The sequence below is a fragment of the Pseudoalteromonas sp. 1_2015MBL_MicDiv genome (assembly GCF_002407505.1).
GTDB classification, from domain to species: Bacteria; Pseudomonadota; Gammaproteobacteria; order Enterobacterales; family Alteromonadaceae; genus Pseudoalteromonas; species Pseudoalteromonas fuliginea.
In genome coordinates this window covers 40,443-56,255 of record NZ_CP012737.1, presented here as the reverse complement: position 1 = coordinate 56,255, position 15,813 = coordinate 40,443, and the positions used below count along the sequence as shown (strand labels likewise).

The following is a 15,813-nucleotide window of genomic DNA, read 5'->3' as shown; positions in this document are numbered from 1 at the left end:
TGAGAATAATAATCGCTTGGACCTTATGTGAAAAATTTTAACTCAAAATATCACTCTTTTATTTTTTACATAATTTTTGCCTTTGCATACTTCTTAGTCGGCATTGCACTCACTAAACTTGCTTTCAACTCACAAATAATTCCTATTTGGTTACCCGCCGGTATTGCTTTAGTGGGGTGTTATATATGGTGGTGGCGATTTATTCTGCCATTATTTATAGCTTCTATAGCTTTTAATCTTAATGTTTTTAATAACTCAGTCCATGAAATGGTACTCATTGGCAACTCATTTAATGAGGCGATGTACATCTCTTTTGGTGTTGTAATACAGGCAATGGTAGGTGCGGCGCTTTTAAAATTTTGGTTGGGCCATCCGTTACGCTTTAAAAAACGCAAAAATATCATTTATTTTATTGTTGTAGTAGCCATTTTAGTGAGCTTAATTTCAGCTAATTGTGGTGTATTTGCACTGAGTGAATTCAACCCTGTTTACAGTATTGATAATCACTGGAAAAATGTTACTTACTGGTGGCTTGGCGATACTTTAGGCGTTTTAATTGCCACTCCATTGTTACTGTCTCTGCTACCACAAAAGTCGAATCAATATAATATATCTGTATTACCGACTCTTGCAGTATGTTCAGTTTTATTTTTCTCGGTTGCCGTTACAACTCAATTGTATGACCGAGAAAATCGTATCAATACGATTAAAATTGCTGAGCGTGAAGTTCACGTTATAGAAAATAGCTTATATAGGTACACAAATCGCAGTATTATTGCCGTGCAAAGTTTAGCTAGCCAAGTCCAATCATCATCAAAATTAAATCAGCAAGACTTTTATTCTTATGCAAGCCAGCTACTCAAACAACATTCATTTATTAAAGCTTTATCGTGGAATGTAAAAATAGACCAAGATCAGCGCAATGCTTTTACTGAAGAAATCTCAAATATTTATCATTTAGATATTGATATCGTAGGTAAACCACTTGAGGATAATGACCCTCTCGTTATTGTTAAATATATTGCACCTTTTAACGGTAATCAAAAAGCGATTGGATTTAATGTCTTTTCAAATTCAGATAGAAAAGCATCATTACTCAACCCTGCCATTAAATATTTACCTATTAGCACTAAAATAATCCAACTGGTGCAAACCAAAGAGCCAAGCCCAGCTTATTTATTATTTGCGCCTGTGCACTCTCAAAGTATGAGTGGAGAAAAAATTAAAGGCTATGCCACTGGTGTGTTTTTAGTGCGCAGTATGATTGAACAAGCTATTTCTGAGCAACAATCAGACATGTTCTCGATTGGTATTTATGAAGATATAAACGAGCCTCCATTTTATACTAATTACTCAAAGAACCTCGACCAAGCACAAGGCAGTCGCCCAATGTCGTTCAATGTCGACTTTGGTGGGCAACAATGGGTTGTAAAACTATCACTAAAAGAAAAGTTTTTATCACAGCACAATAGCCAACTCACTTTATTATTACTTATACTCCAAGTGGCCGTATGCTCATTAATTTTGATGGTATTACTACTATTTAATCAGCAGCAAATTGCGCTGACTCGCCAAGTAGCTGAGCGCACTTACTCTCTAGTACAAGCTAAAAAGCAATCTGATTTAGCTAACCAAGCTAAAAGTCAGTTTTTAGCGAATATGAGCCATGAAATACGTACGCCGTTAAATGCTGTAATTGGCTTTTCGTCTCTGGCGCGTAAAGAAGATAACGCAAATACACTCATTGGCTATTTGGATAAAATAAACTCATCATCAAAAAGCTTGTTAAACCTAATAAACGATATTCTCGATATATCAAAAATAGAATCACAACGCTTAGTTCTTGAATATATCCCATTTGATTTAAATGCACTTGTACAGCGTATTAATACCATGTTTGAACAAAGCGCTATAAATAAAGGCCTTGATTGGAAAATTAACTGTAAATTACCAGCCGACACATGGTTTATTGGCGATTCTATGCGGATAGAGCAAATACTGCTTAACTTATGCAGTAATGCTATTAAATTTACAAAAAAAGGCAGCGTTACACTAAATATCGATACCGAGTTTGTATCTACCAATGAAGTAAAAATAACAATTAACGTTGTTGATACTGGTATAGGCATTAAATCAAACCAACATAACAAACTGTTTAATGCGTTTACTCAGGCCGATAGCTCTACTTCACGGCAGTTTGGAGGGACTGGCCTTGGTTTAACCATCGCTAGAGAGCTGAGCCAATTAATGAACGCCCAAATAACGTTGCAAAGTGAATTAGAGCAGGGATCTACTTTCACATTTGAGATACAGCTAGAAACAACAGAGCCAGAAGAACTCCCAACCATAACGACTGCAAATACCAATGCTGCATCTTTAAGTATTCTTGTTGCAGAGGATAATCCTGTAAATCAAATGGTCATTAAAGCAATGCTTGGGTCGCTAGGTATTGTGCCGCACATTGTTGAAAATGGTGAGCTGGCGGTCAACATTGTAAAAGAACAACATTTTGACTTAGTGCTTATGGATTGCCAAATGCCCATAATGGATGGTTATAGAGCCACGGCACTGATCAGGCAATTTAAAACAGACGAAGAGCTCCCTATCATTGCTTTAACCGCCGACGTTATGCCAGAGGATAAAGCACATGCACAAGCTGTTGGATTTAACCAGCATCTTGCAAAACCGCTTGAACTCAGTAAGCTAACCGAGTGTCTTGTCCAATATGCAGAAGTTAATGAACAATAGTGGTTTAATTTTAAACATATTTTTTGGTTTTATTTTAAGTGTTTTTTCGCATATTGTTGTCGCTCAAAATTGTATATCGCAGGCGAGCGACTTCAAATCTATAACAAAAAGTAAGCAACAAGGCTTATTACGCTTTGAAAATGAGCACAATCACCAGCGTTTTAATTACCACGCCCTTTTACCATTCAATCATTACTTAGATTATGCGTATAAACATATAAATAAAGCCAATCCCCGTGCAAATATGCCATGCCCCGTTATTACACAAACGTATCAGCAATTAGTGACACAAGGTACCCGAAAATCAGACCCTACTATTGTAGATATTATTGCCCCTTTTGAGCTTACGCATCCAAGCAGTAATAAAGTTGCACTATTAATCCACGGGTTAACTGACTCACCCTTTACGTATCACGATTTAGCACAAGTGTATTATCAGCAAGGCTATACCGTGCGTACTATATTATTACCAGGGCATGGAAGTGCCGCAAGTGCTTTACTCAATGTAGAGGTTAGCCAGTGGCAACAGGCAATCAAGTACGGAGTTGAGCGATCGATGCAAGACTTTGATGAGGTGATACTTGCAGGTTACTCTACCGGTGCAGCGTTACTTATTGATTACGCAACCAAACACACTGTTTCGCCTAAAATTAAAGCGCTTATGCTTTATTCTCCCGGCTCTGAGCCGCATAATAAGTACGGCTGGATAGCAAAGTGGATTGATGCCATACCCTTTGTTAATTGGATAGATAAAGACGCCGATGTAGACTTTGCTAAGTATGAATCATTTCCTTTAAATGCAGCTGCCGCTTCATACGATGCAATGTCACTTGCAAGCGTAAGTAGTTTAAACAAACGCCCTGCACTTAAATTGCCTATTTTTAGTGTACTTTCCGACATTGATACCACGATAGATACGCGTGCCACGCTAAAATTATTAAGTGCGTTACACAAGGGTAATTCAGTAAAATATAAGCCACTCGATACTTTAGTACTTTATGGAAGCACTGATATTTTACCGCCAGACTTTGCTAGTGACTACACAGTAAATAACCCGCAATGCACAACACCTCAATGTAAAAAAGTTCATGGTATGTCGCATATTGCTGTTGTTAACTCACCGAAAAATCCACATTATGGAATTAACGCAACCTATCGTAATTGTGGCAGCTTTATTAACGATGAGTCCCTGTACAAAACATGTAAAACAACAACAAAACCACAACTAGGAGAGCGTACAAGCGCCAACTTAAAACACTATCCGGCTTTACAACGCTTAACTTATAATCCTCATTTTACCGAGCTTAAAATGCAAATTAGTACGTTTATTAAAAATGTAGAACAGCTTAGAACAACTACAAGGTAAGTAGTCATGGGAACGTTTTCGCACCAATGGTTTAGCAGTATTAATGAGATTGATCAGGCGCAGTGGCAACGTTTATTTGGTGATGAACCATTTACTCAACATGCTTTTTTATATGCCCTTGAACAAAGCCAATGCGTAACACAAAAAAGCGGTTGGCAGCCCCATCACCTCGCTATTTTTGAAGATGATACGCTCGTTGCACTTGCACCCGGGTATTTAAAAAGTCATTCATATGGCGAGTACGTATTTGACTGGGCATGGGCTGAGGCATACGAAAAACACGGTTTAGAATATTATCCCAAGTGGCTATCTGGAATTCCCTTTAGCCCTATTGAAGGCAAGCGTATTGCTATCGATCACGCTAACCCAAATGCGGTGTATCAGTACATTACAGAGCAACTTAGCATACACAGTGCTGAGCAAAAGTGGTCGGGTTGGCATGTTAATTTTTGCGACCAAGCCCAAGCGACTTCATTAACTGAGCAACATGCCATGTTAAGAGTGGGTGTGCAATTTCAGTGGTTTAATAAAGGTTTTGAAACCTTTGACGACTTTTTGCAAATACTTAGCTCACGAAAACGTAAGTCACTTAAAAAAGAGCGAGCTAAAATAGCGCAACAAAATATTGATATTGAATGGCTGCAAGGAACGCAAATTACGCCCGAGATAATGCAATTGTTTTGTGAGTTTTATCAGCGTACCTACTTAAAGCGTTCTGGTCATTTGGGCTATTTAAATATGGAGTTTTTTACGCTTTTACATGCCTTAATGGCTAATACTCTCGTTATTATGCTGGCCAAAAGAGACGATAACGTGATTGCTGCAACACTCAGTTTAGTAGGTGCAAATACGCTGTATGGGCGCTACTGGGGAGCAAGTGAGGAAGTAGATTCGCTTCACTTTGAGTTGTGTTATTACCAAGGTATTGAGTTTGCAATAAAACATAAACTCAACTGTTTTCATTCGGGTGCACAAGGTGAGCACAAAATAGCACGCGGATTTGAACCCGTACTTACCTACTCTGCTCACCATATTGTTGATGGCGATTTCAGTAATGCAATAAGCGACTACTTAAAGCGTGAACGCGGCCATATTGATATATATAAAGAGCAATGTAGCTCATTACTGCCGTTTAAAAACGAGTAACTGATTATTTGCAGGCATGGCAGTATCGCTAATAAGCGTAAGCCCTGCTTGCTTAGCTAGTTGTTCAACTGCTTCAAAATCTCTTATTCCACTTAACGGATCGCGCTCTGTTAAAAAGGCACTAAAGTCATCATTACTTGGGCTGGTAAATTCATCTTGGTATTTGAATGGCCCATAAATACACAACATACCGTCGCTATTTAAGTGACGTTTAACACCGTCAAAAAAACGTTCAACTAATTGCCAACTTACAATATGAAATGTGTTTGCAGTATAAATAGCGTCAACCTTATCTATTGGCCACTCATTATTTAAATCAAGCTCAAGTGGCGCATGTAAATTAGTTAAATTAGCTTCGTGGTGCCATAAATTAATCCCTTCGTGGTTTATAGCGCGATCACTTGTATGCCATTGTAAATGTGGTAATTGTTCTGCAAAAAACACACTATGTTGGCCGGTTCCTGAGCCTATTTCAAGCAATACTTTCGTTTTATTAAGTACCTGAGTAAGCACTTTTAAAATAGGCTTTTTGTTATTTTCGCAAGCTTGTGAGAAAGGTTTAGCCATTACTTTGCACCAAATGAGAAGCATATTGCACAACAATATCGCAAATTGCTAATTTTGGGTAACTAAAATTGTATCGAGTATTTATAAAGACTATTAAATTCATAACACTACAACTAATTTAAGGCAGTGGTATGTATTATGCTTTAGTTATATTAACCCTTACTTGGGTTAATTTATGATTTAATTAATAGGAAAATATTATGCATACTCCCTCTTATACAGCTGTAGATGCAGCTGTTGCTATAATTGAAAAAACCACCGACGATCATAGTTATGCCGTTGATATGAGAGCTACAGTAATCGATTTACTTTCGCATCCTAAACATAATCAAAAGGCGATAACAAAACATGAAACAGATCAGATATTTATTCTTGGCTACAATTAAAACTCAAATTAATATCGCAAATAATTTTAATAATAACTGTTTACACTGAAACCGATTAAATGTAATGATAACTATTATCGTTAACTTGAGTCGGTTTTTTTATGTCTTCAAATCATGCACAGCATCGTTACCATCAAGAACTCTCTTGCCATTGCTTAAGACCCGGCCTGCATGCACCCATGCTCGTTGCCGATTACATAGAAACCGCTCTAAACGTCGCCAAAAACTTTGAACAACAGCGAAATCCTTTGCTTCAAGAGTTTTATCTTAGGCGCACACACCATGAAATTATGAACAAAATGTGTGACCCTCTTATCCATAATGCTATTCGTAAGCAATGTTTAGAGCAGTTATACAAACCATTATTAGCATTGAAACGGTTTTATAAAGTGCATAACAATACTGCACAATTTTTAATACTGGAGCGTGAAGCTCGTATTCTTAGCCACGAATTCAACCCTTTTTAAGGAGCACACTTATGAGCAACTTTAGAACAGAATCAGACAGCATGGGCGAGCTACAAGTACCTACTGATGCGCTCTATCAGGCGCAAACACAACGAGCAGTTAATAACTTTGCGATTAGTGGCCTTTCTATGCCAAAGCAATTTATCACTGCACTGGCTTATATAAAGCAAGCCGCTGCACAAAGTAACTGCGAGCTTGGCCATCTAAGTAAAGACAAAGCAAATGCTATTGAGCAAGCTTGTCAAAGTATTATTGATGGCGAACATGTTGAGCATTTCCCCGTTGATATTTTTCAAACAGGTTCGGGCACAAGCTCAAATATGAATGCCAACGAAGTTATTGCAACACTTGCTAGCCGATTAGGCAATGAAAGCATTCACCCTAATGATGATGTAAACATGGGACAAAGCTCTAACGATGTAGTTCCTACCGCTATCGCACTCAGTAGTGCAATAAATGTAGTGTATGAATTACTTCCTTCGCTTGAAAACTTATCGCAAAGCCTAGAAAATAAAAAAGCTGAGGTAGGCCATATAGTTAAAACGGGCCGTACGCATTTAATGGATGCAATGCCTGTTACATTTAATCAAACACTAAGTGCATGGCAGTCACAAGTTAATCATGCTGCAGCAGGAATTAGACATAGCTTAGAGCGTGTATGCGAACTTGCACAAGGTGGTACAGCGGTTGGAACAGGAATAAATGCAGACCCTAAATTTGCAGCAAAATTTACAGAAAACCTAAGTGCCAATGTAGGCATTAGATTTACGCCTAGCAGTAACTTTTTTTATAACATAGGTTCACAAGACGCCATAGTTGCGCTTTCGGGGCAATTAAAAGTACTCGCTGTAGCACAAATGAAAATAGCAAACGACTTACGCTGGATGAACTCAGGACCACTAGCGGGCCTTGGTGAAATAGAGCTTGAAGCATTGCAACCAGGCTCGTCTATTATGCCTGGCAAGGTAAACCCAGTAATACCAGAAGCCGCTGCAATGGTAAGTGCACAAGTAATAGGTAACGATGCCACCATTACAGTGGCAGGCCAAGCGGGTAATTTTGAGCTGAACGTTATGCTGCCAGTCATTGCTTATAATATTTTACAAAGTATAGAATTACTTGCCAATAGCGCGCAAGCATTGGGCGATAAAGCCATTGCCAGCTTTAAGGTAAATCAGCCTAATATAGATAAAGCGCTCGCTAAAAACCCAATTTTGGTAACTGCGCTTAATCCGGTGATCGGTTATGAAAAAGCAGCAAAAATAGCAAAGCAGGCTTATAAAGAAGCTCGCCCTATTATTGATGTAGCCGAACAAGAAACCGATTTACCACGCAGTGAACTCGAAAAGCTACTTAATCCCACCAAACTAACGCAGGGCGGACTTTAATTACTTGATTATATAGTTTTTATTGCCGTAAAAAATGCACAGTGTATGATAGTGATGAATATTTCATCACTATCAAGGTTTATTATGCGTACCCCATTGTTAGCCATACTTTTACCTCTTTGTTTAACTGCATGCTTAGATAAAACACCAGCTGAAACAGAGCAAGTAACAGTCACCTCTGAAACTGAAACATCAAAGCCAGTACTTCAAAAATTACAAGAGAATACTAAAACACAAAACAAATCAGTTGCTGAAAAAATCCCGAAAGCCGATTTAAAAGAAGTTTCAATAGAAGATATCAGAGCAGCTAAAACCGAGTTAAATACACTTATTGCAGACACGCAATGTGATACAAGCACGCAATGTAGGGTAAATGCAGTGGGTAGCCGCGCATGTGGTGGACCGAGTAGTTTTATTGTGTATTCAACAAAATCAGTGTCTGAAGAGCAAGTAACAGCCTTAAGTGATAAAGTTACAAAGCTTGAAAGTAACTATAATGCACAAAAAGGGATGATGAGTATTTGTCAGCATTTAACAACGCCAAGCACGCAGTGTGTTGAAAATAAATGTGTTAAACTTGAAGGCTCAGCGGTAAGTGCATTTTAAGGATAACGTTATGAGTTGTTTATCATCGGCAATTAAACTATCAATTTTAAGCGTTGCTAGCAGCATTTTATTACTAAGTGGTTGTGCTAGCACAATAACGTCAAGCAATGAACAAAGTAAAAACTTGTCTCACTTAAACAATGAGCTGAATGACATGGTGAGTGATAATAGCTGCACCGCTAGCTTTCAGTGCAAAGTGCTTGAAGTTGGCGCCCGCGCATGCGGTGGACCGAGTAAATATGTTGTTTACTCAACACTTAACACCCCGCAAGAAAAAGCTGAAAATATTGCGCAACTCATAACAAAGCAAGAAAAAATAAAAAATGCAGCACAAGGCTTAACCGATTGCTCCCCTGTACTTGAAGTACAATCGCTGTGTATTAATCAGCAATGTCAGTCGTTTGATATAAAGTAAATCAAACTTAATTTCAGCGTTAACTTAAATACGGAATTAACGCTGAAATTACTACCACCAGTATCACGCAAATACCTGCTTTTATAATGTACTTCATGGGCATTGTTTTAAGCACCCAATACGCATAAATAAAACGTACAAAATAACTCGCCGCTGTACCAAACAACGCAAAAATAATTAAGTAAGCAATTAAAATAATATTCATAATAATCTAGTGTAACTACTTAGTTTTTTTAGTGTGAGCAATTAGTAAGTCAGCTACTTGTTGTTTTACGGCTCGCTTATCATCACTTGAGACATCAAAGCGACTGGCTAGTTGCGCAATTTCATCATCATTTAAATTAAACGATAAACGTTGACGCGTTTTTTTAGATTTTACATCTAAGCCAAGTATTTTACGGATCATATCTGACGGCGTTAGCTCTTGATCAATAGCTTGCTTTTTTATCAGCTTTTGAACTTCGCTGCTTAGATCAAATGCCATTTGTGTGGCACGTACAGCTTGTTCCTGACGTAACCACTTGTCTTTAGCATCACTCACTTAGCATCTCCGGGAAACAAGTCTACAATGTCTGACATTGGACGCATGAGCGTTAGCGATACTTCGGTTTCGCCGCCATCCCAAATTTCGATATTTAAACCAAAACCTTCATTATCTGACGCTAAGCAAATCATTTCACATGGCTCACCACCTTCTTGCTCATAACGAGGCAAAGTTTGGTTGCGGTAATCTTTATTATGGAAATAACACACATAAGGCGACTCGCTTTGTTGATAGCTTTTAGCTAAAAACTGCATAAAGCGCTCTGGTGTATTTTGCACTGTAATGTGGGTTAACGACTCTTCATCAAAAATACGCGCAAACTCATCAAGGCTAAATATCTCCTCAACTTCGTTTCGCTGAATTTTAATAGAAAAGTTAGCCCACTCCTCGCCGTCATCTTGCTCAATTTGTAAAAATACAACTTGGCCGCTGTTTGTCTCAAGTACAAATTCAGTATCGCTACTATGCTGATATTGGTAAGTCTGAATACCAGTAACACGTAGCGTTTCACCTTTTAGCCATGCCGGATAAGCAAAGGAGTCGATAACGCTAAACATGTCGCCTTTTTTAAGCTCGCTCGGATGATTAAGCTGACGCTCTGGCTCTTTTTTAGATTTGAAAAAATTAAACATAGGAAGGCTGCCCTCTAAGCAAAAAAGGTAACTGAGCAAAACTCGGTTACCTTTTTAAAGTATAAACGTAATGGTTAGCTATTTTGCTTCGCTTTGATGCGAGCTAAAATATCAGCGCTTTTTGGACTTGTGTCGCCAATGCCTGCTTCAGCCATTTTTGCTTTTAAGTCATCGCCATTTACGTCTGACTCAAGTTGTTTTGCAGCACCTAGCTGGTCGCTACGATCTTGTTGGCGCTGTTTAATGCGTTCAAGTGATTGACGAGCCGATGTCATAGACGAGCTGTTTGTATTAAGCGTGCTGTTAACAGCCATTGTTGCTTGCTGTACGCTTTCAGTGGTTTTAACCATTGTAAGCTGGCGCTGATTCTCTTTAATCGATTTTTCAGCATCTTTAACTTGCTGCTTAAGCGTAACAATGTGATTGCTAAAGCCAGATAATACTTGCTCGTTTTCAGCTTTTTCAGCTTCAAAGTCACCAATTTTTTCTGCAATTTCTAATGCTAACGCTTCGTTGCCCTTTTCAAGAGCTTGGCCTGCATACGCTTCATGTTCAGCGATTGATGCATCTACAGCGCTAATTTTACGCTTAGTTTGCATTTCTTTAGCCATTACTTCAGTAAGGCTTTTTTTAGCACGGTGAAGTGCATTTTGCGCGTCTGCAATTTCTTGCTCAAAAATACGGATACCATTTTTGTCTACAATAGCTTCGCCTGCTTCACGAGCGCCGCCACGTACTGCTGTAAATAATTTTTTTAAAATACTCATAATCTTAACTCCACTAACTAGCTATTAATCGTTTAAATACAAGGTCACGGCTTCTAGTGCATCGATAGCGTTATCGGCTAATGTCACTAGTTCGTGGGTAACGTCATCTAATGATGAATTTACCGACAGTGCACCAAAAATCGCGTATTTGTTATCGATTTTAGCAAATGCACTCAGTGGAATTGGCACGTTTAAACGTAGTAATGTTTCGTTCAACTCGTTGCGTAATTCACTCTTAACTTCATCTTCGTCAAACAAGTAGCTAATACATAATAACTGCTCTTGCGTTTGTGTAACAAAAATTGGAAGTTCATCATTTCCATCAACAATGACTTGTAAAACATCTTGCTCGCCTGGGTTGGCAATCAAGAAAGACTCAAAGTTAGCACCTTCAGTTTCAAAAGAAGCTAATTTTATTGAAAGTTCATTTAATTCCATGTCTCTGCCTTTTGTCGTTTGACATATTATGTCTGAGTTAAGATTCTCACGGCCGACATATTATGTCAACCATGTTTTTTAATTTTTATACAATTCGCTTTCTATTTGCCATGCAGTTCGGTAGTAATCATATAATTGACCAGAGCCTAACCTATTGACCTCAACACTTTTAACTTGTTCAAAGTATTGATTGGGAAATACAAAGCTTGCCAATAAATATTCTTTACTAATCCACCTTGATGGCACAGGCATAGCCGTCGCATCATTAATACGGCCACTGGCCGACTGCCCCATTTTAGTAGCTATAGTCCAGCCCCACTGCCCAAACGAAGGTATGTTTTGCTGATACTGCTCAACATACTCAAACCCAGCCGCTTTAACTGTTTTAGCAATGCTTAAAAACGCTTTTTTAGCGTGGTAAGGTGAAGTTGATTGAACCGCCATTGCGCCATCGGGTGCTAATAACTGACGTACATGATTATAAAAGTAGTCACTGTACATTTTATTTAGATCAGGGTGATTTGGGTCCGGTAAGTCAATTAAGATGGTGTCGAACTGCTTAGATTGATCAAGCAGCTTTTCTACTTCTAAAAATGCATCACCCACAATTATGTTGGCTCGCGAGTCTTGCATCGATTTATTGTTTAGCTGTAGTAATCGCTTATTGATGTGCTCTGGCGGCGTAAAGTCACCGTCTTTATGACCAAATAAATTGAGAAGCTGCGCATCTAAATCTATTAGCGTTACTTCACTTACAGGCCACTTTAAAACATCTCTAAGTGCAAGCCCGTCACCACCACCAATTATTAATACACGGTCGTGTCTGTTAGAGGCAAGCATTGCAGGGTAAACCAGCATTGAATGATATATTTGCTCATCAATACTTGAGAACTGTAAACGCCCATTTAAATATAAATCGGTGATTGGCTGAGGTTGGTTTTTGCTTAATCTTTCGGTTAAAACTACGTGCTGGTATTTGGTTGCTTGCGAATAAATTACTTTATCTTTGTATAAAACATTACTTAGATTGTTCATCCAGCTACTGCCAAATACTAAAATAAAGCCAAACAATGCCAATAGTACTATATGGCAAACTAAAAGTGCCTTAGCAAAGCGCACATAAGTGTGATAGCGCCATAAAAACGCGAGTCCTGCAATGATATTAAATAACGCCGTCCACGCCGCAGCTTGCATTATAGGTATTGAGAGCATGATGCTTACCCAAATGGCGGCACCAATACCAGCACCAATATAATCGGCACCATAAATAGTCCCTGCGTTGTTTTCTAAAAAACGGCCATAAACGTGCTGACGAATACGCGCTATAAGCGGTATTTCCATACCAATAAATAAGCCCAGTATTAAACCAAAAACATAAGGTAGAAAACGTGACCACTCTTGTAGCTTTTGAAATACGTAACCATTAAGTACAACATCAGGGGGTAAATTAAAAATGCTCGAAAATAAATGAGGAAGAGAGTAACTTACAGCTATTACACCCGCTATCGCTAAAATGCAGCCCATGCCAACCAAAGCAATAATGCTTTCTAGCCAAGCAAAAGCGGTAAATGCATCTTTAAACCAGCGCGCTAAAAAAGCGCCTAAGCCCATTGCTACAATCATAGTACCAATCATGGCGTAAATAGCGCTTTCTACTGAGCCAAGTACACGGCCCGCATAATGAGACAGTAAGTATTCATAAATAAGGCCGCATCCAGCAAGCACGGCCATAACAGTAATTAGTAATATATCGTGCCCAAGTAAGCGAGACTTACTTGGGGGAGTGTTGGTTGATGACACTGATTATGCGCCTAGTAAGGTTGCCATAGTAATACCTACAGCAAATGATACTGCTGCAGAAATAGTAGCTACACCTACATTTTTTTGACGATTAACTTCATCGGAAATATCGCAACCAGATAAAATTATTTTAATTGTCACTAAGTGCAAAATAATAAATGCGACAAGGCTCACAACTGCGCTAATAGCCCAGTATAGTAAACTCGCATTAATATTATCAGCCGCGTAAGGTGCAACACCCGTTGCTGCTGTAATAGCTAATGCACTACCAACTAAAAATCCAGCGTAACGAATACCCACAGCTAAGTTACCATCAACAATTGCTTGTTGTAGGCAGTCGCCACTTTTATTTGTAAGCTTAAATAACTGCACTCGGTACTGGCTAACAAGTAGTAATACAACGCTACCTATAATAAAGGCAGCAATTACAATTGGAAGACCATGCCAGCCATCAGTAGCAACCCATAAAAGTGCTGAGCGAATAACGATAGCAACGCTAACAACATGACCAAAATCAATTATTGAAGCTGTAACGTTACCTTTAACTATTTCGTCGTGCAGGCTTACTTTACGAAGTGCTACTTTATCTTGAAAAAAGTGACCCAACTTAATAAGTACAATTGCTAATGCGCCATAAGCTAACATTTGCAATGCTTCTTGTTGCAGTGTTGCAGCAAAAGCTCCGCTACTTACACCCGTTAATACAATCGCCAGTGCCACTAAACCAGCGGCAAAGCTAATACCAAAAGCAAAGTTATCACGCTCTGTTATTTCATCATTTGCATGTAAGTTTGAAACCCAGCCTTTTATATATTTAAGGCTTACAAATAATAAAACAATAATTGCAAAATCAATCGCCAGCGCTTGCAGTGACCACATAGTTATTCCATTAAATTCATACATATTATTCTAACTCCAACTTTATTCTTTTACTTACCACGGCTCACGCCACGAGAGGTTCTGCTACCGCTATCACGCACCGTTCCTGAGCTATTGCTATAACTGCTCGAACGAGAATAACTACTGCGGCTTTTTGGTGGCGTATAACTACTACGGCTTAAACCGGATGCACCTGTTTTTTTACTCGCATAAGGGCTTGTAAACTGCTTACCTTGGCGTTGGTATGTTTGGCGCGTGCGTGTTTCTAGCGCGCTTTGGGTTTTAATTTGTTTAGGGCTTGAATAACGCGAACGGCCATAGTCATTGTAATAACTATACTTTCGGCGCTTACTCCAGCTTCCATATTCAACACGATCAAATACATCACCTAAAATACGGTACATCCCGTACCATTGCCAAAAGCTAATACCGTTACTATTTGATTGCCAGTTACCATAGTTAGGGTTACCTACCATTTGGTTACCAACACCCTCACCTTCAGCTTGCTTACTAATTGCGCCTACACGCGCTAAAGTGCCTTTGGACATATCAGCTAGCATATTAATAGGATCGGTTAGCGCATCGGAAAATAGCGTAGGTTTAGACGCATCACGCAACAAATCAATGCTATGCAACGTATCTTCGTAAGGAGGAATTAAGTAAGTTCCTTTAATATCTTTAAGTCGCTGTGTTAAACCACTATAAAGTGCACCTTGGCGCGTTGCATCAAGGGTAATTACATCAACAACTTTTGTAAGCTCTGGTTGTTGTTTTTTAAGGAGCTCGCCATATTCTTTAAGTAATATAGCATTGCGCACATTCCCATTATCGAGTGCAGTACCAAGCTGAGACAGCTCCGTATCAGCCTTTTTAATAGACTCTTGAATTGTTTGTTGCAGCTGCTCTTCTTTAGATTGACAACCCATAAGCACTGCGAACAAACAAAACAGGCTTATAAGTTTCCAAGCTTTAATATTCGACATTCATGTCACCTGATTTACTAAATTAACGCAGCTAGTTTTACACAGGTCACTTATTAAACCAAGAATGAAATTGCAACAAAGTGAGAAGAAACGAACATCTCTATAATCAGTGTATGATTTAGTGAAAATATGAAGCTATATAATGAGGTTCGAATTGAAGTACCTCTTTATAAAAAGGTACTTACGGTGATCTTAGTGTCGGGAGTCGCTGCGCTCACCCGACCTACGTGAATGTCGTAGTGCCCACAGCGGTATAAAGTCACAGTGAAATGCTACACTATCATTGTGTCGGGGCGGCCTTCCGTAGGGCTCGCCTTCGAGCTGTTTGGTTTCACTACTGAGTTCGGTATGGGCTCTGGCTACCGCTTTTATTTTCACTTTTCTGCAGACGTAAAAAAACCCGACTATTTCTAGTCGGGCTCTCTACAATTTGAAGCCTGGTAATGTCCTACTTTCACATAGCAAATGCTACACTATCATCGGCGCTGTTTCGTTTCACTACTGAGTTCGGCATGGAGTCAGGTGGGTCCAAAACGCTATTGTCACCAAGCAAATTTGGGCGTTAATCCGTATCTCTACGCACTAACTGAATTTGGAAAATATCTGATAATATTTTTTAAGTCTTTCTAAGTAATGTCTACTTTAGTTATATTAACTTCTTCGCTTGCTTCACTATCACAT

At 38.9% G+C, this 15,813-nt stretch carries 17 protein-coding genes and 1 rRNA gene; 8 read left to right on the top strand and 10 right to left on the bottom strand.

The features are described 5' to 3' along the window. Positions 1 to 27 precede the first annotated feature (27 nt). From AOR04_RS00280 to AOR04_RS00270, 3 genes are read left to right on the top strand one after another with little or no spacing between them, the layout of a single operon-like run. Positions 28 to 2,748, top strand: coding sequence for an ATP-binding protein (locus AOR04_RS00280; protein WP_096792192.1), 2,721 nt, complete (start codon positions 28 to 30; stop codon positions 2,746 to 2,748). After that, positions 2,738 to 4,114, top strand: a complete 1,377-nt coding sequence (locus tag AOR04_RS00275) for an alpha/beta hydrolase (RefSeq protein ID WP_096792191.1) — start codon at positions 2,738 to 2,740, stop codon at positions 4,112 to 4,114. The genes AOR04_RS00280 and AOR04_RS00275 overlap by 11 nt, the downstream gene beginning before the upstream one ends. A gap of 6 nt (positions 4,115 to 4,120) precedes the next feature. Next, positions 4,121 to 5,260 (top strand): GNAT family N-acetyltransferase, encoded by a 1,140-nt coding sequence (locus tag AOR04_RS00270; RefSeq protein ID WP_096792190.1) that lies wholly within the window; start codon positions 4,121 to 4,123, stop codon positions 5,258 to 5,260. Here the strand turns inward: AOR04_RS00270 and AOR04_RS00265 are convergent. Next, positions 5,237 to 5,827 (bottom strand): DUF938 domain-containing protein, encoded by a 591-nt coding sequence (locus AOR04_RS00265; protein WP_007377908.1) that lies wholly within the window; start codon positions 5,825 to 5,827, stop codon positions 5,237 to 5,239. The genes AOR04_RS00270 and AOR04_RS00265 overlap by 24 nt on opposite strands. 200 nt (positions 5,828 to 6,027) lie before the next feature. On the opposite strand from AOR04_RS00265, the gene AOR04_RS00260 reads away from it, so the two are divergent. The 5 genes from AOR04_RS00260 to AOR04_RS00240 all read left to right on the top strand — a co-directional run bounded on the left by AOR04_RS00260 (position 6,028) and on the right by AOR04_RS00240 (position 9,089). Further along, on the top strand, positions 6,028 to 6,213 hold the full coding sequence (locus tag AOR04_RS00260; protein ID WP_007377909.1) for a hypothetical protein: 186 nt from the start codon (positions 6,028 to 6,030) through the stop codon (positions 6,211 to 6,213). 101 nt (positions 6,214 to 6,314) lie between these two features. Continuing rightward, entirely contained in the window at positions 6,315 to 6,680 is a 366-nt protein-coding gene (locus tag AOR04_RS00255; protein ID WP_232525492.1) for a hypothetical protein, read from the top strand. A gap of 11 nt (positions 6,681 to 6,691) precedes the next feature. Then, the gene (locus AOR04_RS00250) at positions 6,692 to 8,068 is read left to right on the top strand and encodes a class II fumarate hydratase (protein WP_096792189.1); all 1,377 of its coding nucleotides are present in this window, start codon (positions 6,692 to 6,694) and stop codon (positions 8,066 to 8,068) included. 84 nt (positions 8,069 to 8,152) lie between these two features. Continuing rightward, positions 8,153 to 8,674, top strand: a complete 522-nt coding sequence (locus AOR04_RS00245; protein WP_096792188.1) for a hypothetical protein — start codon at positions 8,153 to 8,155, stop codon at positions 8,672 to 8,674. A 10-nt stretch (positions 8,675 to 8,684) separates the two neighbouring features. Next, the gene (locus AOR04_RS00240) at positions 8,685 to 9,089 is read left to right on the top strand and encodes a hypothetical protein (RefSeq protein WP_096792187.1); all 405 of its coding nucleotides are present in this window, start codon (positions 8,685 to 8,687) and stop codon (positions 9,087 to 9,089) included. A 19-nt stretch (positions 9,090 to 9,108) separates the two neighbouring features. On the opposite strand, the gene AOR04_RS00235 is transcribed toward AOR04_RS00240, so the two are convergent. The 9 genes from AOR04_RS00235 to rrf form a co-directional block, all read right to left on the bottom strand. After that, a complete protein-coding gene (locus tag AOR04_RS00235) occupies positions 9,109 to 9,294 on the bottom strand; it encodes a hypothetical protein (RefSeq protein WP_007377914.1) in 186 nt (61 codons plus the stop codon). Between the two features lie 15 nt (positions 9,295 to 9,309). Beyond that, positions 9,310 to 9,630, bottom strand: coding sequence for a hypothetical protein (locus tag AOR04_RS00230; protein WP_007377915.1), 321 nt, complete (start codon positions 9,628 to 9,630; stop codon positions 9,310 to 9,312). Next, the gene (locus AOR04_RS00225) at positions 9,627 to 10,265 is read right to left on the bottom strand and encodes a DUF4178 domain-containing protein (RefSeq protein ID WP_096792186.1); all 639 of its coding nucleotides are present in this window, start codon (positions 10,263 to 10,265) and stop codon (positions 9,627 to 9,629) included. Before AOR04_RS00225 ends, AOR04_RS00230 begins: the two co-directional genes overlap by 4 nt. Positions 10,266 to 10,339: 74 nt before the next feature. Beyond that, entirely contained in the window at positions 10,340 to 11,032 is a 693-nt protein-coding gene (locus tag AOR04_RS00220; RefSeq protein ID WP_007377917.1) for a PspA/IM30 family protein, read from the bottom strand. A gap of 24 nt (positions 11,033 to 11,056) precedes the next feature. Further along, a complete protein-coding gene (locus AOR04_RS00215; protein ID WP_004335098.1) occupies positions 11,057 to 11,470 on the bottom strand; it encodes a YjfI family protein in 414 nt (137 codons plus the stop codon). 78 nt (positions 11,471 to 11,548) lie between these two features. Then, entirely contained in the window at positions 11,549 to 13,270 is a 1,722-nt protein-coding gene (locus AOR04_RS00210; RefSeq protein ID WP_096792185.1) for a polyamine aminopropyltransferase, read from the bottom strand. 3 nt (positions 13,271 to 13,273) lie between these two features. After that, positions 13,274 to 14,173 (bottom strand): DUF350 domain-containing protein, encoded by a 900-nt coding sequence (locus AOR04_RS00205; protein WP_096792184.1) that lies wholly within the window; start codon positions 14,171 to 14,173, stop codon positions 13,274 to 13,276. A gap of 26 nt (positions 14,174 to 14,199) precedes the next feature. After that, a complete protein-coding gene (locus tag AOR04_RS00200; RefSeq protein WP_096792183.1) occupies positions 14,200 to 15,132 on the bottom strand; it encodes a hypothetical protein in 933 nt (310 codons plus the stop codon). A 435-nt stretch (positions 15,133 to 15,567) separates the two neighbouring features. Further along, a 5S ribosomal RNA gene (gene rrf, locus AOR04_RS00195) occupies positions 15,568 to 15,682 on the bottom strand. Positions 15,683 to 15,813 lie beyond the last annotated feature (131 nt).